This is a genomic window from Flavivirga eckloniae, from assembly GCF_002886045.1.
Taxonomy (GTDB): domain Bacteria; phylum Bacteroidota; class Bacteroidia; order Flavobacteriales; family Flavobacteriaceae; genus Flavivirga; species Flavivirga eckloniae.
On the sequence record NZ_CP025791.1, the window covers coordinates 846,105 to 871,055 of the forward strand.

Annotated in this window: 26 protein-coding genes; 17 read left to right on the plus strand and 9 right to left on the minus strand. The window is 33.7% G+C overall.

Annotated elements, in window-relative coordinates; translation table 11 throughout:
* Positions 1–86 precede the first annotated feature (86 nt).
* The gene (gene ligA / locus C1H87_RS03545; RefSeq protein WP_102754498.1) at positions 87–2,084 is read right to left on the minus strand and encodes an NAD-dependent DNA ligase LigA; all 1,998 of its coding nucleotides are present in this window, start codon (positions 2,082–2,084) and stop codon (positions 87–89) included.
* 289 nt (positions 2,085–2,373) lie between these two features.
* Between ligA and C1H87_RS03550 the strand changes: the two genes are divergently transcribed.
* A complete protein-coding gene (locus tag C1H87_RS03550) occupies positions 2,374–4,836 on the plus strand; it encodes a beta-mannosidase (protein WP_102754499.1) in 2,463 nt (820 codons plus the stop codon).
* 338 nt (positions 4,837–5,174) lie between these two features.
* On the opposite strand, the gene prmC is transcribed toward C1H87_RS03550, so the two are convergent.
* The gene (gene prmC, locus C1H87_RS03555; protein WP_102754500.1) at positions 5,175–6,035 is read right to left on the minus strand and encodes a peptide chain release factor N(5)-glutamine methyltransferase; all 861 of its coding nucleotides are present in this window, start codon (positions 6,033–6,035) and stop codon (positions 5,175–5,177) included.
* Positions 6,032–6,523 carry a GNAT family N-acetyltransferase gene (locus C1H87_RS03560; RefSeq protein ID WP_102754501.1) on the minus strand — a complete coding sequence of 164 codons (492 nt, stop codon included), beginning with the start codon at positions 6,521–6,523 and terminating at the stop codon, positions 6,032–6,034. Before C1H87_RS03560 ends, prmC begins: the two co-directional genes overlap by 4 nt.
* Before the next feature lie 21 nt (positions 6,524–6,544).
* On the opposite strand from C1H87_RS03560, the gene C1H87_RS03565 reads away from it, so the two are divergent.
* From C1H87_RS03565 to C1H87_RS03580, 4 genes are all read left to right on the plus strand, one after another.
* Positions 6,545–7,036, plus strand: a complete 492-nt coding sequence (locus C1H87_RS03565; RefSeq protein WP_233783327.1) for an LEA type 2 family protein — start codon at positions 6,545–6,547, stop codon at positions 7,034–7,036.
* Between the two features lie 4 nt (positions 7,037–7,040).
* Positions 7,041–8,045 (plus strand): bifunctional diaminohydroxyphosphoribosylaminopyrimidine deaminase/5-amino-6-(5-phosphoribosylamino)uracil reductase RibD, encoded by a 1,005-nt coding sequence (ribD, locus tag C1H87_RS03570; RefSeq protein ID WP_102754502.1) that lies wholly within the window; start codon positions 7,041–7,043, stop codon positions 8,043–8,045.
* Positions 8,038–8,649: an HAD family hydrolase gene (locus C1H87_RS03575; protein WP_102754503.1), complete on the plus strand. Its 612-nt coding sequence runs from the start codon at positions 8,038–8,040 to the stop codon at positions 8,647–8,649. The genes ribD and C1H87_RS03575 overlap by 8 nt, the downstream gene beginning before the upstream one ends.
* 516 nt (positions 8,650–9,165) lie before the next feature.
* Positions 9,166–9,777 carry an IMPACT family protein gene (locus C1H87_RS03580; RefSeq protein WP_102754504.1) on the plus strand — a complete coding sequence of 204 codons (612 nt, stop codon included), beginning with the start codon at positions 9,166–9,168 and terminating at the stop codon, positions 9,775–9,777.
* Here the strand turns inward: C1H87_RS03580 and C1H87_RS03585 are convergent.
* The gene (locus C1H87_RS03585; RefSeq protein WP_102754505.1) at positions 9,774–10,172 is read right to left on the minus strand and encodes an acyl-CoA thioesterase; all 399 of its coding nucleotides are present in this window, start codon (positions 10,170–10,172) and stop codon (positions 9,774–9,776) included. The two genes, C1H87_RS03580 and C1H87_RS03585, sit on opposite strands and share 4 nt — an antisense overlap.
* 188 nt (positions 10,173–10,360) lie before the next feature.
* Here C1H87_RS03585 and dnaA point away from each other — a divergent pair, with 188 nt between their 5' ends.
* Genes dnaA through C1H87_RS03600 form a run of 3 tightly spaced genes read left to right on the plus strand, consistent with a single transcriptional unit; the run spans position 10,361 to position 12,982 of the window.
* The gene (gene dnaA, locus C1H87_RS03590) at positions 10,361–11,788 is read left to right on the plus strand and encodes a chromosomal replication initiator protein DnaA (RefSeq protein WP_102754506.1); all 1,428 of its coding nucleotides are present in this window, start codon (positions 10,361–10,363) and stop codon (positions 11,786–11,788) included.
* Between the two features lie 12 nt (positions 11,789–11,800).
* A complete protein-coding gene (locus C1H87_RS03595) occupies positions 11,801–12,253 on the plus strand; it encodes a low molecular weight protein-tyrosine-phosphatase (protein WP_102754507.1) in 453 nt (150 codons plus the stop codon).
* Between the two features lie 12 nt (positions 12,254–12,265).
* Positions 12,266–12,982, plus strand: coding sequence for an SAM-dependent methyltransferase (locus C1H87_RS03600; RefSeq protein WP_102754508.1), 717 nt, complete (start codon positions 12,266–12,268; stop codon positions 12,980–12,982).
* Between the two features lie 30 nt (positions 12,983–13,012).
* On the opposite strand, the gene C1H87_RS03605 is transcribed toward C1H87_RS03600, so the two are convergent.
* The 5 genes from C1H87_RS03605 to dapF all read right to left on the minus strand — a co-directional run bounded on the left by C1H87_RS03605 (position 13,013) and on the right by dapF (position 17,033).
* On the minus strand, positions 13,013–13,672 hold the full coding sequence (locus C1H87_RS03605; protein WP_102758167.1) for a peptidoglycan-binding protein LysM: 660 nt from the start codon (positions 13,670–13,672) through the stop codon (positions 13,013–13,015).
* 111 nt (positions 13,673–13,783) lie between these two features.
* A complete protein-coding gene (locus C1H87_RS03610) occupies positions 13,784–14,695 on the minus strand; it encodes a DUF2279 domain-containing protein (RefSeq protein WP_102754509.1) in 912 nt (303 codons plus the stop codon).
* On the minus strand, positions 14,695–15,738 hold the full coding sequence (gene mltG / locus C1H87_RS03615; RefSeq protein WP_102754510.1) for an endolytic transglycosylase MltG: 1,044 nt from the start codon (positions 15,736–15,738) through the stop codon (positions 14,695–14,697). The genes C1H87_RS03610 and mltG overlap by 1 nt, the downstream gene beginning before the upstream one ends.
* A complete protein-coding gene (locus C1H87_RS03620) occupies positions 15,739–16,263 on the minus strand; it encodes a GNAT family N-acetyltransferase (protein WP_102754511.1) in 525 nt (174 codons plus the stop codon).
* Positions 16,260–17,033, minus strand: coding sequence for a diaminopimelate epimerase (dapF, locus tag C1H87_RS03625; protein WP_102754512.1), 774 nt, complete (start codon positions 17,031–17,033; stop codon positions 16,260–16,262). Before dapF ends, C1H87_RS03620 begins: the two co-directional genes overlap by 4 nt.
* 157 nt (positions 17,034–17,190) lie before the next feature.
* Here dapF and C1H87_RS03630 point away from each other — a divergent pair, with 157 nt between their 5' ends.
* The 9 genes from C1H87_RS03630 (at position 17,191) to rplS (ending at position 24,811) form a co-directional block, all read left to right on the plus strand.
* Positions 17,191–18,603, plus strand: coding sequence for a trypsin-like peptidase domain-containing protein (locus tag C1H87_RS03630; RefSeq protein ID WP_102754513.1), 1,413 nt, complete (start codon positions 17,191–17,193; stop codon positions 18,601–18,603).
* 140 nt (positions 18,604–18,743) lie between these two features.
* Positions 18,744–20,192 carry a glyceraldehyde-3-phosphate dehydrogenase gene (locus C1H87_RS03635; RefSeq protein WP_102754514.1) on the plus strand — a complete coding sequence of 483 codons (1,449 nt, stop codon included), beginning with the start codon at positions 18,744–18,746 and terminating at the stop codon, positions 20,190–20,192.
* Positions 20,193–20,322: 130 nt separating this feature from the next.
* Complete coding sequence (locus tag C1H87_RS03640; RefSeq protein ID WP_102754515.1) at positions 20,323–20,943, plus strand: tRNA (guanine-N1)-methyltransferase; 621 nt, start codon at positions 20,323–20,325, stop codon at positions 20,941–20,943.
* A gap of 360 nt (positions 20,944–21,303) precedes the next feature.
* The gene (locus C1H87_RS03645; protein ID WP_102754516.1) at positions 21,304–21,831 is read left to right on the plus strand and encodes a hypothetical protein; all 528 of its coding nucleotides are present in this window, start codon (positions 21,304–21,306) and stop codon (positions 21,829–21,831) included.
* The gene (locus C1H87_RS03650) at positions 21,815–22,489 is read left to right on the plus strand and encodes a class I SAM-dependent methyltransferase (protein ID WP_102754517.1); all 675 of its coding nucleotides are present in this window, start codon (positions 21,815–21,817) and stop codon (positions 22,487–22,489) included. Before C1H87_RS03645 ends, C1H87_RS03650 begins: the two co-directional genes overlap by 17 nt.
* 58 nt (positions 22,490–22,547) lie before the next feature.
* Entirely contained in the window at positions 22,548–23,225 is a 678-nt protein-coding gene (locus tag C1H87_RS03655) for a hypothetical protein (RefSeq protein WP_102754518.1), read from the plus strand.
* A gap of 67 nt (positions 23,226–23,292) precedes the next feature.
* Positions 23,293–23,970 (plus strand): tRNA (guanosine(37)-N1)-methyltransferase TrmD, encoded by a 678-nt coding sequence (trmD, locus tag C1H87_RS03660; RefSeq protein WP_102754519.1) that lies wholly within the window; start codon positions 23,293–23,295, stop codon positions 23,968–23,970.
* Between the two features lie 13 nt (positions 23,971–23,983).
* A complete protein-coding gene (locus C1H87_RS03665; RefSeq protein ID WP_102754520.1) occupies positions 23,984–24,316 on the plus strand; it encodes a hypothetical protein in 333 nt (110 codons plus the stop codon).
* A 144-nt stretch (positions 24,317–24,460) separates the two neighbouring features.
* On the plus strand, positions 24,461–24,811 hold the full coding sequence (rplS, locus tag C1H87_RS03670; RefSeq protein WP_102754521.1) for a 50S ribosomal protein L19: 351 nt from the start codon (positions 24,461–24,463) through the stop codon (positions 24,809–24,811).
* Positions 24,812–24,951: the final 140 nt, after the last annotated feature.

Sequence of the window (24,951 nt, forward strand, 5' to 3'; positions counted from 1 at the left end):
ACAAATATAAATATTTTTTACAACTAACCACTAAAAATTTACATTTTATCGATAAAAAATTACGTTTTATCGATGATTTGTGCTTGTTATTGTATTTTTTGTAGGAATTCAAGTTCGCTTAACAAAGGGATTTCCAGCTTGGCAGCTTTCTCCTTTTTACTGGGCCCCATATTGCTTCCTGCAACTATATAACTTGTTTTAGATGAGATAGAACTGCTAACTTTTCCGCCATTATCTTCAATGAGTTTTTTAAGCTCATTTCTAGACACGGTTTCAAAAACGCCAGACACTACAACCACATCACCATCTAATATATTAGTTTGACCGATTAATTGTTCGGCAGACAGCTCTAATTGAACTCCAAATTTCTTTAACCTATTAATTATATGCAAATTTATTTCCGAATTAAAAAATATACTTACACTTTCTGCTATTTTAACTCCAATCTCGTCGACATTTACCAAGTCTTCCTGTGTTGCATCTGCAATAGCATCAATACTCTTATAATGCTTTGCCAATTTTTTAGCAACCGTTTCCCCTACATACCTGATACCTAAGGCAAACAGAACACGCTCAAAAGGAATGTTCTTAGACAGCTCTATACCTTGAATTAAATTATCGGCACTCTTTTCTGCCATGCGTTCTAAAGGAATCACTTCTTCTTTAGTTAATTCATATAAATCTGAATAATTAGAAATTAAGCCCTCCGTTACCAAAAGCGCCACAGTTTCACCTCCTAGGCCATCAATATCCATGGCTTTTCTAGATATAAAATGCTGGATTCTACCAATAATTTGTGGCTTACAGCCATTGTAATTCGGACAATAATGCTGAGCTTCCCCTTCTTGTCTTACAAGTTCTGTTTCGCACTCCGGACAATGGGTAATGTATTGAGTTGGTTCCGATAATTCATTTCGTTTACTTAAATCAACCCCAAGAATTTTTGGAATAATCTCTCCTCCCTTTTCCACATACACCTCATCTCCTACTCTTACATCCAACTTCTCTATTTGATCGGCATTATGCAGTGACGCACGTTTTACGGTTGTTCCTGCCAATTCAACAGGTTCGAGGTTAGCAACAGGTGTAATAGCTCCTGTACGTCCCACCTGATATGTAATGCTGTTTAATCTTGTTGAAGCTTGCTCTGCCTTAAACTTATAAGCCATAGCCCACCTTGGTGCTTTTGCCGTATACCCCAACTCTTCTTGCTGAAATAAATCGTTTACTTTTATAACAACACCATCTGTTTCATAGGGTAAATCATGGCGATTCATATTCCAATAATCCACAAATTCCAAAACCTCATCAATAGAATTAACAAGTTTTGCTGCATCAGGTACTTTAAAACCCCATGCCCTTGCTTTTTCTAAACTCTCTTGTTGTGTCTTAATATTTAAGTTTGTACCTGTTATATTATATAGAAAACATTCTAACGGTCGTTTGGCAACTTCAGCACTATCTTGTAGCTTTAAACTTCCCGAAGCCGTATTTCTGGGATTTCTATAAGGTTCCTCTCCTACTTCAATACGTTCCTCATTCATTTTATTAAAACCATCGAAAGGCAATATAATTTCGCCTCTAATATCAAATTTAGCAGGATAGTCACTACCTTTTAACTGCAACGGTACAGATTTTATGGTCTTAATGTTTGCCGTAACATTGTCTCCCTGAAACCCATCGCCGCGGGTAACCGCTTTTACCAAGTTACCATTCTCATAAGTTAAACTAATAGAGGCGCCATCATACTTTAATTCACAAATATATTGAATATCGCCATCTACCAGTTTTTTAATTCGTGTTTCCCAATCCTCCAAATCCTCTTTTGAATAGGAGTTGTCTAAAGAATACATACGATACTCATGCTGTATCGTTTCAAAGTTCTTGGTAACAGTTCCTCCTACACGCTGTGTTGGTGAATTAGCATCAAAATATTCTGGGTATTTTGCTTCAAGTTCCTGAAGCTCTTTAAGTTTTATATCGAATTCGTAATCAGAGATGGTAGCATTGTCTAATACGTAGTAGTTATAATTATGCTCACGTAACTCCTCTCTTAGAGCCTCAATTAATTCCTTATTGTTCATTTATAAAGATCATTCTAACTTTAATATTTTCAACATACCAAAATGTATATCAAAAAATCATCGCCTAAGATAGTTTTTATTGGTTACTTATCAAGCATATTAGCCCCTTAAAATCTAAAAATAGTTAGATTAAAAATTAAACAGACAACAAAATAAAGACTCTTCACCTTAATTATAAAACTTGAACAGCAAAATGCAACAAATGTTTCAAGTTTTGATTAATTACTTTTATACCTCCCCTTTTTAAAGACATAGTTTTATATGCAACTTTTACACTAAATCGTTTAAAATGAAATACCCTTATTTTTATATAGTATTATCTATTATTATGTTTAATTGTCAACCCAAAGAAGATATTCCCAAAAAAATCACTCTACACGAAAATTGGAGTTTCAAAAATACCACAGACACAACCTGGTTAAATGCCAAAGTTCCTGGAGATGCTCATTCAGATTTATTTAGCCATAAACTTATAGAAGATCCTTTTGTTAAGGACAATGAATTTAAACTACAATGGATTTCTGAAAAAGATTGGGAATACAAAACAACATTCACTTTAGACGAAAAAACACTTCAAAAAAAACATCTGGATTTACATTTTGAAGGATTAGACACCTACGCTTCAGTCTATGTAAACGACAGCCTAATACTTAATACGAATAACGCTTTTAGAAAGTGGGAAGTAAACGTTAAACCTTTTTTAAAACTAGAAAACCATTTAAAAATAGTTTTTGAAAACACCACAACATCAGAAAATAAGGAAAAAGCTAAACTACCATATGAACTCCCAGCTGGAAATAGAATTTTTACAAGAAAGGCACAATTTCAATATGGCTGGGACTGGGGGCCCATTTTCAACACATCCGGAATATGGCGTCCTATATATCTAAAAGCCTGGAATGACTTAAAAATTAAAGATGTATTTGTACAACAAAACCATTTAAATGACTCCATAGCCTCACTTACCGCTAACATCGAGTATAAATATGAAGCCGAAGAAAACCTATTAATTGATATTTATGTAAATAACAAATTAAATAAAACCTACAATACACAAGACACATCGGTATTTACGTTCGAAATCAATAACCCAAAACGCTGGTGGACACACAACCTGGGTGAACCCTACTTATACGATCTAAAATTTGTATTAAGAAACAAGGGGAAGATATTAGATGCTTACTCGCTAAAAAAAGGACTGAGAACTATTGATTTAATTGCAGAAAAAGACAGTATCGGGCAATCGTTCTATTTTAAACTAAACGATGTTCCTGTGTTTATGAAGGGTGCCAATTACATCCCACAAAACAGTTTTCAGAACCAAGTAACGGACGCACATTATAATACGTTACTAAACTCTGTTACTGAAGCCAATATGAACATGCTTCGCATTTGGGGAGGCGGCATTTATGAAAATGATATTTTTTACGATTTATGCGATGAAAAAGGGGTTCTGGTTTGGCAGGATTTTATGTTTGCTTGTGCCATGTATCCCGGCGACAAAGACTTTTTAAACAACGTAAAGCAAGAAGCCATAGACAATATTATTCGATTGCGCAACCATGCATCTATAGCACTTTGGTGCGGTAATAACGAAAATGATGAAGCTTGGCATAATTGGGGTTGGCAAGAAGACAGGTCCGAGTCTGAAAAAGAAGAAATTTGGAGTAATTACCTAAAAGTTTTTGATGATATACTACCAAGTGCAGTCAATCAGTTTTCAGATAAAACGCCATATTGGGCAAGCTCTCCACTTCACGGACGGAGCCATCCTAAATTCTTAAAAGAAGGTGATGCCCACGATTGGTGGATTTGGCATAATGCTTACCCTTTCGAGCATCTCGAAGATAATGTGCCTCGATTTATGAGCGAATTTGGTTTTCAATCATTTCCTAGCTATGAAGCCATTAAATATGCTACACAAAAAGACAGTATAGATATAAGTTCTGATGCTTTTGCCACACACCAAAAACACCCTAGAGGCTTTAAGCTGATTAAAGAATACATGGAACGAGATTTCCCCATACCTACAAACGACGAGGATTATGTTTACATGAGTCAAGTGCTGCAAGCTTACGGAATGACCAAAGGATTTGAAGCCCAGCGAAGAGCCATGCCTTATAATATGGGAACCTTGTACTGGCAACTAAACGATTGCTGGCCGGTTGCTTCCTGGTCAAGCTTAGACAACTTCGGAAACTGGAAAGCATTACACTACAGAACCAAAAAGTCTTTCGAAGATGTTTTAATTTCTTCAAGACTAAAAAATGATACCATTAAAACTTTTGTAATAAACGACAAGCTTAAAGAGATTCAAGGCAAATTAGACCTAAAACTAATAGATTTTAGTGGCAACACCGTCTGGTCTGATAGCTTAACTATTACAGCCAAAGCCAACACTAGTGAAAAATTCTATAATCTTCCGTTAAAAGATATAGATATTACTAAAACCGCTCTAGTTGCCAATTTTAACGAATCGTCTTCCATATACTATTTAACGAAACCTAAGGATTTAAGGCTATTACAAGGTGATATTGACAAAAAGGTAATCAAAACCGAATCTGGTTTCAGTATAGAATTATCTTCTAAAGTTTTACAAAAAGATGTATTCTTATTTACTAACGAAAAAGGGTTTTTTAATGATAACTTTTTTGATCTTCTACCTCATGAAACTAAAGTGGTGACATTTAAAACAGAATCGCAATCAATTGATGACCTTGATATAAAAACATTAAATCATTTTATTGAATAAAAAAGAATAAGCTTAACAGGAAATTTAAAAAGTTGGACACTAATTTCACGAATTTACACGAATGATTGTTGTTTACGAAGATATGATAGAATTAAATCGACCTGAATTTAAGTACAGGCTGAAAGTATAATTCGTGTAAATTCGTGAAATTAGTGAAATTAGTGTCTACTTTTCATGAGTTCTTGCAAGCAAGCACTATGACTTATCAAACTAAAAGATTCGTTTGTATTACGAGTATAGTAAACAAAAAAAACAGAAGACGCTCAATTTGATATTATTTGTGCATTCGTGGCTTAGAATGCTTTGCTCTGCAAGTTTTCAAAATAGAGTTTCACTAATCAAACAAAAGCCTTTATCATTCTATCTTTCTTAAAAATATCTTGCTTTAATTGTATATTGTTAAAGCCATTGTCCTTAAGCAACCGAATCATATTGCGGCCTAAATACTCGTTGATTTCAAAAAACAACAATCCGTTTTCCTTTAAATTATCCAACGCAAAATACGTAATAGCCTCATAAAACTTCAGAGGGTTTTCGTCCTTTACAAACAATGCCAAATGCGGTTCGTTGTTTACAACATTAGGCCTCATCATTTTCTTTTCTCGCTCTCTAATATAAGGTGGGTTAGATACAATAACATCAAATTTCAAGTTCTTAAAACCTGCATCAACAAGCTCTTTATCTAGAATATCCGATTCAACAAAAGCAACCTCAACATCATTCAATTCTGCATTTGTTTTTGCCACTTTAAGTGCTTCTTTGCTAACATCTAAAGCATATACCTTTGCATTTGGCAAGCTCTTAGCCAAGGAAATAGCGATGCACCCGCTTCCCGTACCAATATCCAATATATTTAGCTGTTGTTGTTTTTCTTTTTTTTGCCTGGAAACAATCCAATCTACAAGCTCTTCCGTTTCCGGTCTGGGAATCAATACATGATTATTAACCTTAAAGGACAAACCATAAAAATCAGTACTCCCTAAAATATATTGAATGGGCTGTTCTTCTTTCAACAATTCCAAAGCTTCTAAAATAGTATCCGTTTTGCCAGCTTTATAACCAGGCTGCAAAGCCAATTGCATTCTGGTTAAGCCATAATACGCCTCTATTAACAGAAAAAAGAAGCTATCTGTCTCCTCTTTCCCATAAATAAGATCCAATTCCTTATGGAATACCCCCTGAATTTCTTTTAAAATCATAAATCTTTAATCATCCAAACACCACACGAATAATGTCCGGTATTTCCCAAAGCACCTTCTATATGCTTAAACCCATAGCTTTCATAAATATGAATAGCCGCTTTAAGTTGCGGGGCAGATTCTAAATAACACTGTTTATAACCTAACGTTTTAGCAGATTGTAAACACTTTTCGAATAATAATTTACCATAACCCTTACCTCTTACCTCTGGAGAAAAATACATTTTTTGAATTTCACAGACATCGGCTTCAAAATCTTTTAAAGGCTTAACACCTCCACCGCCTAAAATCGTTCCATTGCTGTCAACAACATAATAAACATCTTTACTATTTTGATAAGACTCAAACATTCTAGGGGTCTCCTCATCAGAATACGCCGTACCCTCCAAAGGTATTTTAAACTCATAAAAACAATTTCTTATAACCTGCTCTAATTGTTCATTATCTTCAGGCTGAATTTCTCGTATAACTATAGTATCTTTACTCACTTTAAAAAGGCATGTTTTTTTATGTTAGTGAAGATACTTAAATCTAAAAAAATCAGAATAAGGAATATTATTATTTTATCAACAATATTGCTAGCGTTCACGGGCTGCAAAGTTAGTGAAAAACCAGAGTTTTCGCATATTGAAAACGTTAAGATTCTAGAATCCACATCAAAACACATCACATTTACCGCCGAAGCTTTCTTTAAAAATCCAAATGATATTGGCGGCGAATTAAAAACAGACGAAATAAAAGTATTGGTTAACGATAACGAAATGGCAACAGTATCGACCAAAAGCTTTAAAGTACCCGCAAAAAAAGAATTTTCAATTCCGCTTAAGGCAAGTATCCCTACTGATAGAATTTTTAGCAACAAAAATCTCGGCGGATTACTTGGGAGTCTACTCAACCAAAAAATAAAAGTGCAATATAAAGGCGACATTATATATAAGGCTTTAGGCTTTTCATATACTTATAATATTGACAAGATCGAAACCGTGAAAATTAAATTATAACACGTTGACTAAACACGAAACATACATAAAACGTTGTATCGAAATTGCAAAAAACGGTTTGGGAACCACAAGACCAAATCCTATGGTTGGCAGTGTTATTGTATATAAAGACAAAATTATAAGCGAAGGCTACACCAGTCCTTATGGTGGCAATCATGCAGAAGTTAACGCTATAAATGCCGTTACAAACAAAGCTTTACTAAAAGAAGCTACTATTTATGTTACTCTGGAACCCTGCTCACATTACGGAAAAACACCGCCCTGCAGCGACCTTATCATCAAGCACAAAATACCCAACGTTGTTATTGGCTGTATAGACGACAACGCCATGGTAGCCGGTAAAGGCATAAAAAAGCTCCAGGAAGCCGGTTGCAATGTTACTGTTGGCGTTTTAGAAACTGAATGCAAAGCGCACCATAAACGATTTTTCACATTCCATAATAAAAAACGGCCTTATATTATTTTAAAATGGGCAGAAACTAGCGATGGCTTTATAGCTCCAAAAAGTAAGGATGAACAAAAACCAGTTTGGATTTCCTCTACAACATCAAGGCAATTAGTCCATAAATGGCGCTCGGAAGAACAAGCCATTTTAGTAGGAACCAATACCGTTTTACAAGACAACCCTAGTTTAACTGTAAGAGACTGGAAAGGCAACCATCCCATTCGAATTGTTTTGGACAAAGACCTAAAACTCCCAGTAACATATTCTGTTTTCAACGAGGAAGCCAAAACAATTACTATAAGCGAAAACACGATCGATTACCACAAACCTGTGGCTCAGCAAATATGTGATGCTCTTTATAAGGAAGACATTAACTCTATAATTATTGAAGGCGGACAAAAAACGATACAAACATTTATAGATGAAAATCTTTGGGACGAAGCAAGAATCTTTATCGGTCAGGCTAAATTTAATGAAGGCGTAAACGCCCCTAAATTTGTAGGCAAATTAGTTTCTGAAGAAAAAATCATGACAGACACCCTCAAATTTTATAAAAATGATTAAAACTATTATTTTCGATTTCGGAAATGTATTCATCAATTTAGACATCGAAGGCCATATACAAAATGCGCTTAAAGCTTTTAAAATTGAATCGTTTCCAGAGGAAATGATTGCTTTTAATGATTTTTATGAACAAGGACTCATTTCAACTAATGAATTTCTTGAGTTTTATACCGAAAACTTTCCAAAACTCTCAAATGATGAAATAATAGACATTTGGAATTTTATGCTAAAAGATTTTCCTGAGAATCGTTTAGATTTTTTAAAACAGCTTAAATCAGATTCAAAATACAAGCTTATATTGCTAAGCAATACAAATGAACTTCATATTGATTGGATAAAAAAACATGTCCCTTTTTATGAAGCTTTTAAAAATTGCTTTGATGTATTCTATTTATCTCATGAAATTCATTTACGAAAACCAAATCGTGATATTTATGAATTTGTGTTGAACGAAAATAAACTAAATGCAAACGAATGCCTCTTTATTGACGATAATACAGACAATACTAACACCGCAAAAGAACTAGGTATTAATGCTTGGAATATCATCCCTAAAACGGACGACATCACAAACTTATTTACCGTAAAAAAAGACTTGTTTTAATACAACCTAAAAAGCATTTCATAATTGCTAGAAACAAAATAACGTATAATCTTTTCAATTAAAACCAATATTAAACAGGTTATGCTCCCTTCCTACCAACAGCTACGATCTACCCACAAATATGGTTGCTTAAATAATAATTCTAAAAAGATAGACAGTAATTTCACGAATTATCACAGATGGTTCTAAACATAGATTATTTACAAATAAGTAATATATGTTTACTTATTGATAAATTAAAGTGCAGGAATATAATAGAATTAAATCGGGTTTGGATTGTAAAAACAGACTGAAAGTCTGATTCGTGATTGTGAAGAGTATATAGGGCTATCCACTATATTGAGGTTTTATTCGTGTAAATCTGTGTAATTCGTGGCTTGATGAAAAAGATGTGGGTACACCATAGCTACCAACAGACAGGCTTTGCAATTACAGAAAACATCATACTTATCTATATGTTTAAAACCTTCTTCGATATATAATTGTAAAAAGCAATACTTTACTATTTTTGTCTAAATGAATTCTACAAAAGATACTTATAAAACCATCCTAAAAGCTTCTGAAGAAATACTCTTTAAGGACAGAAATAGTAAGTTTTATGGTTACGCATTTCCGGTTTTAAACGAAGATGATGTAAAAATTCACATAGAATCATTAAAAAAGAAACACCATTCTGCAAGGCACTGGTGCTACGCCTACCAGCTAGGTACAGAAACCATATCTTATCGCGCTAATGACGACGGCGAGCCCAGTAATTCTGCAGGTATGCCAATTTACGGGCAAATACAATCTTTTAATGTCACCAATGTTTTAATTGTTGTAGTCCGCTACTTTGGCGGCGTAAAATTAGGTGTAGGAGGTTTAATAAACGCCTACAAAACTGCTGCACAAATGGCTTTAGAGCAAGCCAATATTTTAGAAAAAACTATAAATATAGATTACCTTATTTCGTGCGATTATATAAACATGAACAAGGTCATGCGTATTATTAAAGAGAAAAACCTAAATATTACCAATCAAATATTGGAAATGGATTGTAAAATCACCATTTCTGTAAGAAAAAACGAGGCTGCATTAGTTTTCGAAACTTTTGATCGTTTATTCGAAATCGACATTAAAAAAATTTAATTTTCTAAGGCATCTAAAAAATATTGGGGTGCCCGTATGGGTCGGTTTGTTTTCATATCTATAAACACTAAAGTGGTACTGGCTTTTGTAAGAATTTCTCCCCGACTGTTAGTGATTTCGTACTCAAATTCTATCTTAGCAGTAGGACTTTTTTTCAGTTGAGTTTTTACATTAATTACATCATCATAACCAGTTGGTTTTTTATAATTTATATTTAAGGAAACAACAGGTAACATAATACCGTTTTCCTCCATTTGCTTATAAGAAATTCCTAGTTTACGTAACCATTCTATCCTTCCCATTTCAAGGTATAATGCGTAATTACCATGATACACCACTCCCATTTGGTCAGTTTCACCGTATCTCACTCTTATTTGTATTTCGTCGATTTTCATAGGGATTATTAAATATTTTTTCGTAGCTTCGGCGAGAGCTTAAACATGGGGAAAAAATTCTAGAAATTCAATAGAGAATCATTTTTTTTTTAAGAATTTTGTTCACATATTTGCCGTAAGTAAATTGGGACGGGGAAAACACAATTTCTCTTTTATTAAAACTAACAAAAAACAACTAAACTAAACTAATGAGTATAACTGCGCAATCGGTATGGGATAATTGTCTAGAATTCATAAAAGATAACATTCAGCCGCAAGCATATAAAACCTGGTTTGAGCCTATAAAAGCAGTTAAACTTACAGATAACGCATTGAGTGTTCAAGTTCCTAGTAAATTCTTTTACGAATGGCTTGAAGAACACTATGTAAAAATCCTAAAAGTATCTCTCACAAAAGAATTAGGTGAAAAAGCCAAACTTGTTTACATTATTAAAATGGAAAACACGTATGGTAACAAGCAGCCTTTTACCGAAAAAATTCCAAGTTCAAACAGAACCTCGGTAAAATCTCAAGATGTTGATATTCCTTTAAACAATAAAAGCCCTGAATTAAGAAATCCATTTGTTATTCCAGGTATTAGAAATGTTAAGATTGAATCTCAACTAAATCCTAATTATAGTTTCGAAAACTTTTTGGAAGGCGACTCAAATCGTTTAGCGCGTAGCGCCGGATTAGCTGTTTCTGCTAAACCTGGTGGAACATCCTTTAATCCGCTTTTGGTTTTTGGAGGTGTTGGTCTGGGTAAAACACATCTAGCACATGCTATTGGTGTTGATATAAAAGATAAATATCCAGAAAAAACCGTTTTATATATTTCTGCTGAAAAGTTCACGCAACAATATATAGATGCTGTTAAGAAAAATAATAGAAATGATTTTATTCATTTCTATCAAATAATAGATGTATTAATTATTGATGATGTTCAATTTTTCTCTGGAAAAACAGGAACTCAGGATGTTTTCTTCCACATCTTTAACCACCTGCATCAAAATGGCAAACAAGTTATTTTAACTAGTGACAAGGCTCCTGTTGATATGCAGGATATTGAACAACGCTTATTATCTCGTTTTAAATGGGGACTTTCTGCCGAATTACAAACACCAGATTTCGAAACCAGAGTATCTATACTTAAAAATAAGTTGTATCGCGATGGTGTTGAAATGCCAGAGGAGATTGTTGAATACGTAGCGAAAAACATTAAAACTAATGTTAGAGAATTAGAAGGTGCTATCATTTCATTAATTGCTCAGTCATCTTTCAACAAAAAAGAAATCACTATCGACTTAGCGAGAATTATAGTTGAGAAGTTTGTTAAGAATACGAAACGTGAAGTTTCGATAGATTACATACAAAAAGTAGTATCAGATTACTTCCAAATGGATATCGATACGTTGCAATCTAAAACAAGAAAGCGTCATATTGTTCAGGCACGTCAACTGGCTATGTTTTTTGCAAAAAAATTCACCAAAGCTTCATTGGCAAGTATTGGTTCGCAAATAGGAAAACGAGATCACGCCACTGTTTTGCATGCTTGTAAGACAGTAGACAATTTATCTTCAACAGATAAGCAGTTTAGAAAATATGTTGAGGACATCACTAAAAAACTTTCCGTTTAAAACACTTTAAAAATGACTAAAATTCTGATGGTATGTCTGGGAAACATTTGTCGTTCTCCCTTGGCCGAAGGTATTTTAAGATCTAAACTCTCAGACGATTCTTTTGAAATAGATTCTGCCGGCACTGCAAGTTACCACATAGGAAGCTCGCCCGACAGCCGATCTGTAGCTGTAGCCAGAAAATATGGATTGAATATTTCTAATTTAAGAGGACGTCAATTCAAAACTTCAGATTTTGATTCGTTCGATTTAATTTATGTTATGGACGAATCCAACTTTAACAATGTGATTTCATTAGCAAGAAATGATGAAGATGCTGCCAAAGTGAAATTTATTTTAAACGAAATTTATCCAAATCAAAATTACGATGTTCCAGATCCATATTATGGTGGCGATGATGGATTCGAAAATGTTTATAAAATGCTAGACGAGGCTTGCGACCAGATTGCAAAAACCTTATCTTAAAGAAATCAGGCTATGAATACAGCTAAAGGAAAGTTATACTTAATCCCAACAACATTAGGAGATAACGATCCGCTCGAAGTTTTACCTATTACGGTTAAACAGGTTATTGAAAAAACGGACACTTTTATTGTAGAAAACGAAAAAACCGCCAGACGGTTTATAAAAAAGATCACTCCAAACAAATCGCAACCATCCTTAAACATGTTTCATTTAAACAAGTTTACCGATGCAAGTGAATTACCAGAGTTTTTAACCCCTTGCTTAAATGGTACTGATGTCGGGCTTTTGTCTGAAGCCGGATGCCCTGGTGTTGCAGACCCTGGAGCTGATATTGTAAAATTAGCCCATCAAAAAAATATTAAAGTAGTGCCTTTAGTAGGACCTTCATCCATTTTAATGGCCATAATGAGCTCTGGTATGAATGGGCAAAGCTTTGCGTTTAATGGCTATTTACCCATAGATAAAGGAGAACGAAAAAGTGAGATAAAGCGATTGGAGCGTCTGTCTTTCGAACGCAATCAGTCTCAATTGTTTATTGAAACACCATATAGAAACAATAAAATGCTGGAAGATCTGTGCCAAACCTTGGAGAAAAATACCGAGATATCTGTAGCATGTGATATTACGCTAAGCACAGAATTTATAAAAACGCAAGTTGCAAGTGCATGGAAAAAAAATATTGTAGACCTACATAAGAGACCTACAATATTTATTATTCATAAGCGCTAGATTTTCGTTACTGTAAAATACCAGTTACGATTAAATAGCCTTTGCTTCTTTATTTGGTTTTACATAAGAAGTATCGTATCCCGAAAAACGTTTCATATAATGATGCACAGTAGTTCCATAACCATCTGCAAAATTATCTAAACCGTAACTTCTTAAGTATTTCTTTACATTACCTGGACCTGCTAAGTGAGCTGCAGCTAAAATACCAGACTCTGTAATAATGATACCATTAATTCGTTTTCCAACAAAATTCTTGATATCCCGTCTTAAGATCCATTTATTACGCTCTGCGTTCGCCACAAAAGCACGCTCTTGAAGCCTTGGATCCTTTAAAAATTTAGTAGCATTTCTAATTCCGATCATTCTTAAGGTTTCTTTCCCAAATTGGTATTTACCTAAATAACCAAATGTATTTACTGAAAAGTAATTACCTCCAGATTCCTTAAAAGCTAACGCTTCTTTAAATCCAACAAACGACTTACCTAAGTAAGGAGAGAATAACATTTCGGACTCATTAGAAGCCAGCAAATCGGCATTTCCACCTTCATCATTACTTACAGTGTAGTTTAAATCCATACCCTTAGTAGAATATTTACTAAAATCTACCGCTTCATTGGATGAAAACGACACATACATTATAACACATATTGTAAGCGTGAGAGTAACAAAACTTGCAATATTCTTAACCATAATTTTAAATTTTTTCAGCATGTTTTATAAGCAAAACACCCCTTCAAATTTCAGCGTGCAAAATTAGGCTTTTTTTTAATTATTTCAAAATTAATCGATTATATGCATTTTTTAGTTGTAGAATAGATGAAATGCACACTTATTTTTATTGATTTCTAATGTAGGGAATGGTATTTTTACCATATCAAAAACGCTAAAAACAGATCTCAAAAACCTTGACTTTGTCCTAATAGCATTCAAATTTACATCAAAACTTAAATAGTATTGTCGCACCCTCTGATTATTTGTTAACACTTGATTGTCAATAACTTTACCGCCATCAAGCATACCATCGGCTCCATAACCAATAGCAACATTTAACCATTTAGGAATATTACTTTCTTTAAAAAAAGAGTGTAAATTAATACTTAACCAATAGGTCTGTCCGTTGTAATCCTTTAAAACTTGCTCCAAAAAGTTTTCCCCAAGCTTATCTGGACTAAGATTGGCATATTTTGTTTGATGAAAAGAGTACTTTAAAGCAATTCTCTGCTCATTCCACAATAATTCTTGCCCAATATAGAGACCTGTTCCTGCTGCATTGGCTGCAATATCTCCCCATGAAAATCCCCATTCTTTTGAATAACCGTCCAATACTTCTACAGCGGTTAAAAATCCAAAACCTAAAGTTCCTCCATAGAGCAATTGACCATTTTTATCTACGCCACTCCAATTTAATAATTGCGCACCGAACTTTCCCATTTGGTATGATGTAAACACATGACCCGCTTTATCCATTTGAAGCCAATCGTTATTATCATTAACAGTATGGAACTTCGATCTATCGAAATCAGCATACCAAAGTTGATTTAACCCAACTAAAGTTAAACCAGCTAAAGAAGCTTCTGTTATAAAAACGGCATTTCTTCTGGGCTTATTAAGTGTATCACTGGGCGTTAAAAATGCTTCAAACCCCGATTGCGAATAAGAAAGTGATGATAATAAGGTAAAAAAGAGAATATATTTTACAAAAGAATGTCCCACTACCTAGTTATGCCTTGAGATGATAAATAGCGGTGATACGCTCTAGCGTTTGCATTATGTTGCGCCAAAGTTTTGGCAAACTTATGGAACCCTAAACGCTTAGCATCTGCAGCAAAATATAAGTATTTGTGCTTTTCGTAATTCAAAACGGCATCAATTGCAGATATATCCGGCATAGCAATTAAACCAGGTGGTAATCCAGAATACATATAGGTATTGTATGGAGAGTCAATCTCCATATGAACATTCAGTACACGTTTAATTATGGTGTTTTTATATTCTGGCAATTTATAAGCTGCAAACTTAAGCGTAGGATCTGCCTGTAATGGCATACCTATTTTCAACCTATTTAAGTAAACACCGGCTATTCTAGGTTGTTCTGCTGCCTGCTTGGATTCTTCATGAACAATAGAAGCTAATGCTATAACCTCATCTTGAGATAAATCTATTGCCTTTGCCTTACTTTTTCGCGAATCGTTCCAAAACCTATTATACTCCTTAAGCATTCGGCTCCTAAACGTTTCTGCCGAAGTATTCCAAAAAAGCTCATAACTATTAGGCAAATACATCCCTAAAACGGTTGCTTCCTTAAAACCATTCGTAGTTAAAAAGGTAGAATCTTTCATGGTCTTAAGCAAGGATATACTATCTGCTTCAATCTGCCCGGCAATACGACCTGCAAGCTTTTCAAGAGTCTCCTGATTATTAAAAGAGACTTTAATCGGTATATTCTTGCTACGAATAGAGTTAATAATGTCATTATTGCTCATTCCTTTCTTTATAGGAAACTTGCCTGCTTTAATATTTGTAGTATACTTTTTTTGTTCGGCTAAATCATCAAAAGAATCAATATCATCTAATAATGGTTCTAACTGACTTCTTACATCCTCGTATGCTGCCTTAGTAGGTATAAAAACATAAGCCGTTTCGTTGTTAAACGCTGTGTTTGGCTTAAGCATGGCTTTATACACAAAATTTGCAAAAAAAGCAGCAACTACTAATCCAATAGCCACAATAGCTATAAGTATCTTTTTTATATACATTTAATTATTTATAAGCTGAAATAAATATTCATTTTTATAAGAACCGTTAACTCGGATCCAATCTTTTTTAAGTCCAATCCTTTTAAAACCTTGATTTGTAAAAAGCTTAATACTGGCATCGTTTTCTTCAGAAATATTACAATACAATTGGTGTAATCCCAAATGCACGAAACTATACTCCGTTAAGAGCTTAAGCGCTTCTTTACCGTACCCTTTTCCTCTGTTATTAGTCTCTTTTACCAAAATACCAACACCTGCTCTGCCATTCTTAAAATCGAAATCGAATAAATCGATCATTCCCAAAGGTTCTTCTTTATAACTCGAAATAACCAATCGTAATTGTTTAACTTCAAAAATATCTTTATGAGCTTGTTCTAAATACTGTTTTATCAAGTATTTTGAATATGGTGTCATAGTATTACTAATTTCCCATACCATTTCATCGTTTTCAATCGTGTGAATAAACTCCAGATCCTCAGGCTCTAATGCTCGTAAGTATATATTTTCGCCTTTTAAAGTAATCATATCGTGCCTTCAAAAACAAATTTAGCAGGCCCAATTAACCATACATTTTTATATAAACCATCCTCAACATCAAAAGATACCTGTAATTCTCCTCCTGGTACTTGTAGTGTTATAAGATTATCTCCCACTTCATTTATAGCATGCATTGCCAAAGCCACAGCAGTAGCACCTGTACCACAAGATAACGTTTCATCTTCTACTCCCCGCTCGTAGGTTCTAACTGCAAAAGTCTGGTCGTTTATCTTTTTAACAAAATTCACATTACTACCTGCTTCATTATATGGTGAACCATACCTTATTTTAGCTCCTTCGGTTTTTATATCAAATGCTTCTATCTTGTCTTCAAACTGTACATGATGTGGCGACCCAGTATCTAAAAAAACATGGTTTTCGTGCTTTTCAACAGTATCAACATCTACCATTTGTAGTTTAACAATATTTCCTTCAATAGTTGCATGATGCAGGCCATCTATAGCCTCAAAAACGGCCTTTTTGTCAATAACCCCTAATTGTTTAGCGAATGCTACCAGGCAACGTCCGCCATTGCCACACATAGAGCTTTCATTTCCATCAGCATTATAATAAACCATTTTAAAATCTAAATCATTATGGTTTTCCAATAGAATAAGCCCGTCTGCCCCTATGCCAAAACGTCTGTCGCACAATGACGCCACTAGTTTGGTATTATTTTTGTCGAAAACTTGTTGACGATTATCAATCATCACAAAATCGTTTCCTGTACCCTGATATTTATAAAAAGTCTGTTGCATAATAAAGCACAAAGATATAAATAATATGGCGTATTTTCGATTGTTAAACAGGCGTTAAAATAGGCGTTAAAAATCGTTAAAATAAGGTTGGTGATTCAATAAATATTTAATTTTAATCGTTAACAAATTTGATATATAATAGATTAAACAGAAATTTATGAAGAAGATTTTATCATTAGTACTAGTTTCGGCATTAGGGGGTGCTTTAACCCTTGGTGCTTATAAACTCTTTTTAGAAAAAGAAAATAAAGTTGTTGTTGCACCTGCAGAAACGACTCCTGCTTTTCTACCAACAGCCAATACTGCAAGCAAGTTATACAACTTGAATGAGGCGCCCGATTTTACCGTGGCTGCCGAAAATACCGTAAATGCAGTGGTACACGTAAAAAATGTGACACTTAGCTCGGGCCAATTAACTTTTGAAGACTTCTTTTTGGGAAGACGTCCACAACGCGCGCAATTAGGAACTGGTTCTGGTGTTATAATAAATGCTGATGGATACATTATAACCAACAATCATGTAATAAAAAATGCGCACGAGTTATCGGTAACATTAAATAAAAATTCAACTTATAAAGCCAATTTAATAGGTGCAGACCCGAAAACAGACATAGCGCTTTTAAAAATTGATGCAGAAGAAGATTTACCTTTTGTAACATTCGGAAACTCCGATGATGCTAAGATTGGCGAATGGGTACTCGCCGTTGGCAATCCTTTTAACTTAACCTCTACCGTTACCGCTGGTATTATTAGTGCTAAAGCCAGAGATTTAGAGGGTAAAAGCTTACAATCATTTATTCAAACCGATGCAGCTGTAAACCCAGGAAATTCGGGTGGAGCCCTTGTAAACACAAATGGCGAGCTCATTGGCATTAACACAGCTATTTCTTCTCAAACAGGATCTTACATTGGATATTCGTTTGCAGTACCAAGTAATATTGCCCGTAAGGTTATTGAAGATATTATGGAATATGGTAATGTGCAGAATGGTATGTTGGGTATAAAAGGAGGCACTTTTAACAGTGAAATAGCCAAAGAAGTTGGCGTAAACTATACAAAAGGTGTTTATGTGAGTGAAGTGATAAAGAATTCTGGTGCAGAAGAAGGAGGCTTGGAAAAAGGTGACATTATTAGAAGGTTGGATAATGTAGAAATATCAAAATTTGAAGACTTAAGAGGTTATATTAAATCCAAACGTCCAAACGATGAAGTACAAGTTGAAGTACTTAGAGATGATGAAATTAGAACCTTTAATGTAAAACTTTCAAAAACTGATGCTTTTTCTGTGAACTTCATAAAAATGGAATTACAGGACTTATCAGATTCCTTTAAAGAAGAATATGGCATTGATTATGGTGTTATGGTAAAAAACACCGAAAACAAATGGTTGTATTCCAACCTAGGCATTTCAAAAGGTTATATTATCACAGGAATAAACGATATTAAAATTGAGAGTATCGAAGATATAGCCAAGATTAAAGCAAAGTACGGAGATAATATTCAGGAATACATTAAAAAACTGGAATACATCAATACACATAAAGAAAGAAAAGAGGTTATTTTTAGATAAACATCTCTTGCAAAAACCAGTATTAAACCCCATCAAAAATTTAAATTTTTGGTGGGGTTATTTTTTTGTTAAAATACGCTACGAAAACGTTTGAAATATGATACTTTTGCCAAAACTAAACTTAAACTAAACTATTTACAATGTCTTTTAACAAAGCTTATGAAAATGAGTTAGCTTTTCAAGCAGACCGTCGAAGAGCTACCGTAGAATTTATTAAAATTATAAGTGATCTTTGGTACGACAAATCCATCGAGTTAGTCATTTTTAGAAATCAACTCATCGATAGAAATGTGAGTCAGATTTTAAACCTTCATGAATATGCTTGTAAATTTGTACAAAAGCCCATCTCTATTTTCGACTCTGTAGAAATTGCTCAAGCTATTAAAACGCTAGATATCCCCCCTGCAAAACTGGATATCGGAAAACTTACTTACGAATTCCACTTAGAAGAAAACAAACACAATAACGCTACCGCGTTTGTTGCAAGAAAATTAAAAGATGCCAGAAAGAATGGTGATATCCTACCTAAGGATGTTGTTCTGTATGGTTTTGGTAGAATAGGGCGCTTAGTTGCTCGAGAACTCATGACACGAACTGGTAAAGGAAGTCAACTACGTTTAAGAGCCATCGTAACACGTGGTGCTATTGATGAAAAAATACTGGAAAAACGCGCTTCTTTATTGCGTAATGATTCGGTTCATGGCGATTTCTCAGGAACAGTTTCTATTGATGCAAAGAACAGTGCCTTAATTATAAATGGAACTACTGTAAATATTATTTCTGCTGATAGTCCTGAAGAGATTGATTATACCAAGTATAACATAAAAAATGCCCTGGTAATTGATAATACTGGAGCTTTTAGAGACAAAAAAGCTTTAGGAAAGCATTTAAAATCTAAAGGCATAGATAAAGTATTGTTAACTGCTCCAGGAAAAGAAGTTCCTAATATAGTATATGGTGTAAACCATTCTGAACATAATCCGGATAAAGTTGATATTTTCTCGGCAGCATCTTGTACTACTAATGCTATTACACCAGTGTTAAAAGCTGTTGAAGATTCGTTTGGTGTAAAATCCGGTCATTTAGAAACCATACATGCCTATACAAACGATCAGAATTTAGTAGACAATTTCCACAAAAAATACAGACGTGGTCGTGCTGCGGGCTTAAACATGGTCATTACAGAAACCGGAGCCGGTAGCGCCGTTGCTAAAGCCTTACCTAGTTTAGAAGGTAAACTCACATCAAGTGCTATTAGAGTTCCTGTACCTAATGGTTCTTTGGCTATTTTAAATTTAGAACTAAAAACCAAAACATCCATAAATAGTGTTAATACCATTTTAAAGAAATATGCTTTAGAAGGAGACTTAGTTGAACAGATTAAATTCGAGCTAAGCGACGAGTTAGTATCCAGCGATATTGTTGGTAGTTCAGCGCCTTCTATTTACGATAGTAAAGCCACTATTGTACGTAAAGATGGTAAAAATATTATCTTGTACATTTGGTACGATAACGAATATGGCTACAGCCATCAAGTAATAAGACTTGCAAAATACATTGCAAAAGTAAGACGTTATACATATTATTAGTATTTTTAACATCTAAATTGAAATTTCAATCGTATATAAAAAAAGCCTCATAAAAATGAGGCTTTTTATCTATTTATAATTGTATATAAACAATATTTTATAACTTCGTAAACCGTTAAACCAATCGTAAATGAAATCCATTAAGCAACTCTCTCTCATAATTACACTTTTTATATGCACATTAGCTTCATCACAAACTAAAAAAATCGCAAAAGATAAGCTTTCATTAAACAGTGGTACTTTAGATAATCAGTTCGAATTCGTTATTCAAAAATCTTATACCTATAAAGGTAGTGGTAAAGTTTACAAGAATGTAGAATACCATTGGCTAACGCAATTAAAAGCACATACACTAGATTCGTTAAAAGCTGTACGCAAGGATCTTACAGATACGCGATTGGTTGTTAAAAAACAAGACAAGGAGATTTCAGATTTAAAGTTAAATTTAAATACTACGCAAAACGATTTAGATAAAACCAATACGGAAAAAAACAACATGGCACTCTTTGGTATTCAAATGAGTAAATCTGGCTACAATGCGCTCATGTGGTCCATAATTGCTGGTTTATTAGCCTTACTTATATTATTTATTTATAAGTATAAAAACAGCAATGCCATAACCAAAGCGGCTAAGATTGCTCTTGCTGAAACAGAAGAAGAATTTGATGAGCATAGAAAAGTAGCCTTAGATCGCGAACAAAAAGTGAGACGCCAATTACAGGATGAAATAAACAAACAGAAAGGCTTATAAATAAGTCTAGAGTGTAAATTCATAAAATCTGTAATACATCATTCGCTATTACAGATTTTTTTTGACCGTATATGAAAATTATACAAAAAAACAGTGAGTACTTAAACGATTTTTAACTCCCCGTTTCATGATTTCTATAAACAACCCACAGATATAAAATCGGGAAGCGTTTTTAAAAAAAATGCATCACCAAAAAAGATTTTAAAGGAGGTAATTATACAGACAGAATTCACCAATTCTGAACAACATTTATACCAATATTTGAGGTTCGTCGAGGATACAGATTTAACTTTCATTTGGTTGAACGAAAAATAAACAAAAGGATTTGATTAGTAAGAGAATGCTTGTATATTTGGTTATATGTACATTAAATTCATTAAAAAATATAGCCTAACTATAGTTGGACTTATTTTGTCAACAACCATACTTCTGTTTTCGATTATTAATGATATCGATTTATTCGAAAGGTTCATTAATCAACTTATTTTAATGGAAATGTACGAGGTTGACGAGTTTATAATCCCGATTTTTATTTTCTGGCTTTTTGCTGTTTTCGACATGCGGAAAAGACAAAAAACATATAAAATTGAACATGAAAAAGTTATCATTTATAAAGCTATGCTTTCTTCTGCCAACCATGTGGTAAATAACTTTCTTAATCAGATGCAAGTTTTTAAAATTACAGCGGAAAATACTCCAAATTTCGATCAGGATGTTTTAAAACTTTACAATAAGATAATAAAAAATGCTGCCGAACAAATTGATAGTTTGGGGAAAATTGTCGATATCGATGAAAAAACAATCTTCAAATCTGTTGAGCCCAAACCCGACCTAGAAACTATACATCAACACCCCAAAACCGGTATTAACTTTGGAAAAAAAATTTAACGCAGACAATACCATTACCCCTAAAGAACTTGCAAAACATCTTAGACAACCAGAAGGTGACACCGGAAAAGAAGTAGGGTTACAAATGAATAAAGGTAACAAGCATATTTGCTTAAATTCATACCAAGTGCTTAATCCTAAAAATAAAAGCCATATCCTGGAAATTGGCATGGGCAATGGTTTTTTTGTGAAGGATTTATTAAAAACAGCAGATGATTTAAACTATACAGGCGTGGACTTCTCTCCTATTATGATTGATGAAGCTAATGTTATAAATAAACCATTCATTGATTCTGGGATAGTCCGTTTTGAACAGGCATCAATTGAGAAACTGCCTTTTAACGATAACACGTTCGATTATATCACCACCACCAATACACTTTACTTTTGGCCTACACCAGAAGACAATGCTAAAGAATTGCTACGAGTTTTAAAACCAGGAGGGAAAATTTTGGTAGCGTATCGTTCTAAAAGCTGTATAGATCAGCTAGAGCTTTCAAAGTATGGGTTTACAAAATACGAAATATCAGATGTTGAAAACCTACTAAGCAAATCTGGTTTTAAACAAATCTCCAGTAAAATCATAAAAGAACCTGATTTAGATTTTGATGGCAAAGTACTTGAAATGGAGGGGATTTATACTACTGGAATTAAATAAGTAAAAACTCCCACGATTCATCATTAAATTAAAACCATTAATAGAATCGATCTAAAAAATGAAAAACAAATATTATATACTTATACTAATACTGTTAGGCGGCATAATCTATAGTATTAATCATTTTGAAACAAGCGAACAGTCCCCAAAAACCCATGCTACTTCTCAAGATTCCATTTTATCTCCTAAATTACTAAATAGCGAAAGAATTAAAATGAAATATGGGAGCTATAATATCAAAGTGCTTAGCAACACGCCTAAATTAAGAGTATCTAATTTATACAGTTCTCATAATGATAAAAAAATAACGAGAACCCTTGCTATTGTTCATTACTTAGAAGAAATAGATAGTATATTCTTAAACGAACACGTAAAAATATTGAGCGGAGGGTCCATAGGGCGTGTTTTTAAACAACATGGATGGAAAATCAAGAAGAAAAGTATTTATTTAGGAGAGCTGCAACCATCAATTGACTATTCTAACATATACAAACGCATGGGAAATATTTCTATTTCCAAGTTGGCAATTCACATCTATGGCTTTTATATTGAAAAAGATAACAAAGACTATCAGTACGCCGTAATTTCAGAAATATACCATCCCGATTATCTTACTTTGAACAATATAAAACAGATTGTTATCAACCCTAACAAATATCTAGAAAAAAACGCTTTTTCAATACAAATACTAAAACAAGTAGAAAGTAAAATGAAAAACGGTATCGATAGTTTTTAAAGATTTGAACACTCCTAAAAATAATAACAAACAATTAAATTATCTTTGCCTTTATTAAAACCATATAATGCGCATAGATATCATTACCGTTTTACCCGAATTACTCAAAAGCCCTTTTGAAGCATCAATTTTAAAACGTGCTATTCAAGCTGATTTGGTAGAAGTACACTTTCATAACTTACGTGATTACACGACCGATAATTATAAATCTATCGACGACACACAATTTGGAGGTGGCGCAGGCATGGTTATGATGGTAGAACCAATCGATAAATGTATTTCGGCTCTAAAAGCAGAAAGAAGCTATGACGAGATTATTTATATGACACCAGACGGCGAAACCTTAAAACAAGGTATAGCCAACCAAATATCACTTAAGGAAAATATTATTATTCTATGTGGTCATTATAAAGGTGTAGATCAACGCGTGCGCGACCACCTTATTACTCGCGAAATATCAATTGGTGATTACGTGTTATCTGGTGGCGAATTAGGAGCAGCCGTGCTTTGTGATGCGGTAATACGATTAATTCCCGGGGTATTAGGCAATGAAACTTCTGCCCTAACCGATTCTTTTCAAGATAATTTATTGGCGCCCCCCATTTATACTAAGCCACGTGAATACAAAGGCTGGAAGGTTCCAGAATTGCTGTTCAGCGGAAACCTACCAGAGATTGAAAAGTGGCGAGAAGAAGAAGCTTATCAACGTACTAAAGAAAAACGACCTGATCTATTAGACAACTAAAACACTATATATTATGGACAACGCTTTTATTGCCGATAATTACATGATTTATTTCTCCATTGGCTCAATCATCTCCGGTATATCACTTATAATAACGCTTATTGCAAGTATTATTCTCGTGAGTAAGATTGCAAAACCCAGCACTTATTTAATTTTATTTGGAGCGATTTTAAAAGTAATCACACTCCTTTTTGGATTTTTTATCCCGCATATATCCTCGGGATCAGAAAACTTAATAACCTTTCAAGCTATTAATTCTATTTTTATTGGTTTCTCTGTATTAATTTTTGCCATTGGACTCATAATGTTTTCAACACAAATAATACAAGAAAAAACAAAACCTTAATTTTTAGATTCGTATAAATAAAAAACTTTTAATTTATTACTTTCTACTTATTAGTTTTTATTTATCTTTGCAGCCAATTTCGGGTTAACCTCTGGCGAGAATCGTGAATGTTGTTCTGAATTAATATAATTTAAATTTAAAGATATGGAATCTTTAGTAAAATTTGTACAAGACGAATTTGTAACAAGAAAAGATTTACCAGAATTTTCAGCTGGAGATACAATTACTGTTTATTACGAAATTAAAGAAGGAAGTAAAACAAGAACTCAGTTTTTTAGAGGTGTAGTAATACAAAGAAGAGGTTCTGGATCATCAGAAACTTTTACCATTAGAAAAATGTCTGGGTCTATTGGGGTAGAGCGTATATTCCCAATTAACTTACCTGCATTACAAAAAATAGAAGTTAACAAGCGTGGTCAAGTACGTAGAGCAAGAATCTACTACTTTAGAGGTCTTACTGGTAAAAAAGCCAGAATTAAAGAAAGAAGACACTAGTAACGTATTGTTACAAAAACAATTATTAAAAAGCCTTGATTTAAATCAAGGCTTTTTTTATTAACAAAAGTTAATAAGTACGGTTTATAAATGGTTGATATCTAATAGCTTAAAAAATTTGTTTTTTTTACTTCTGTCCC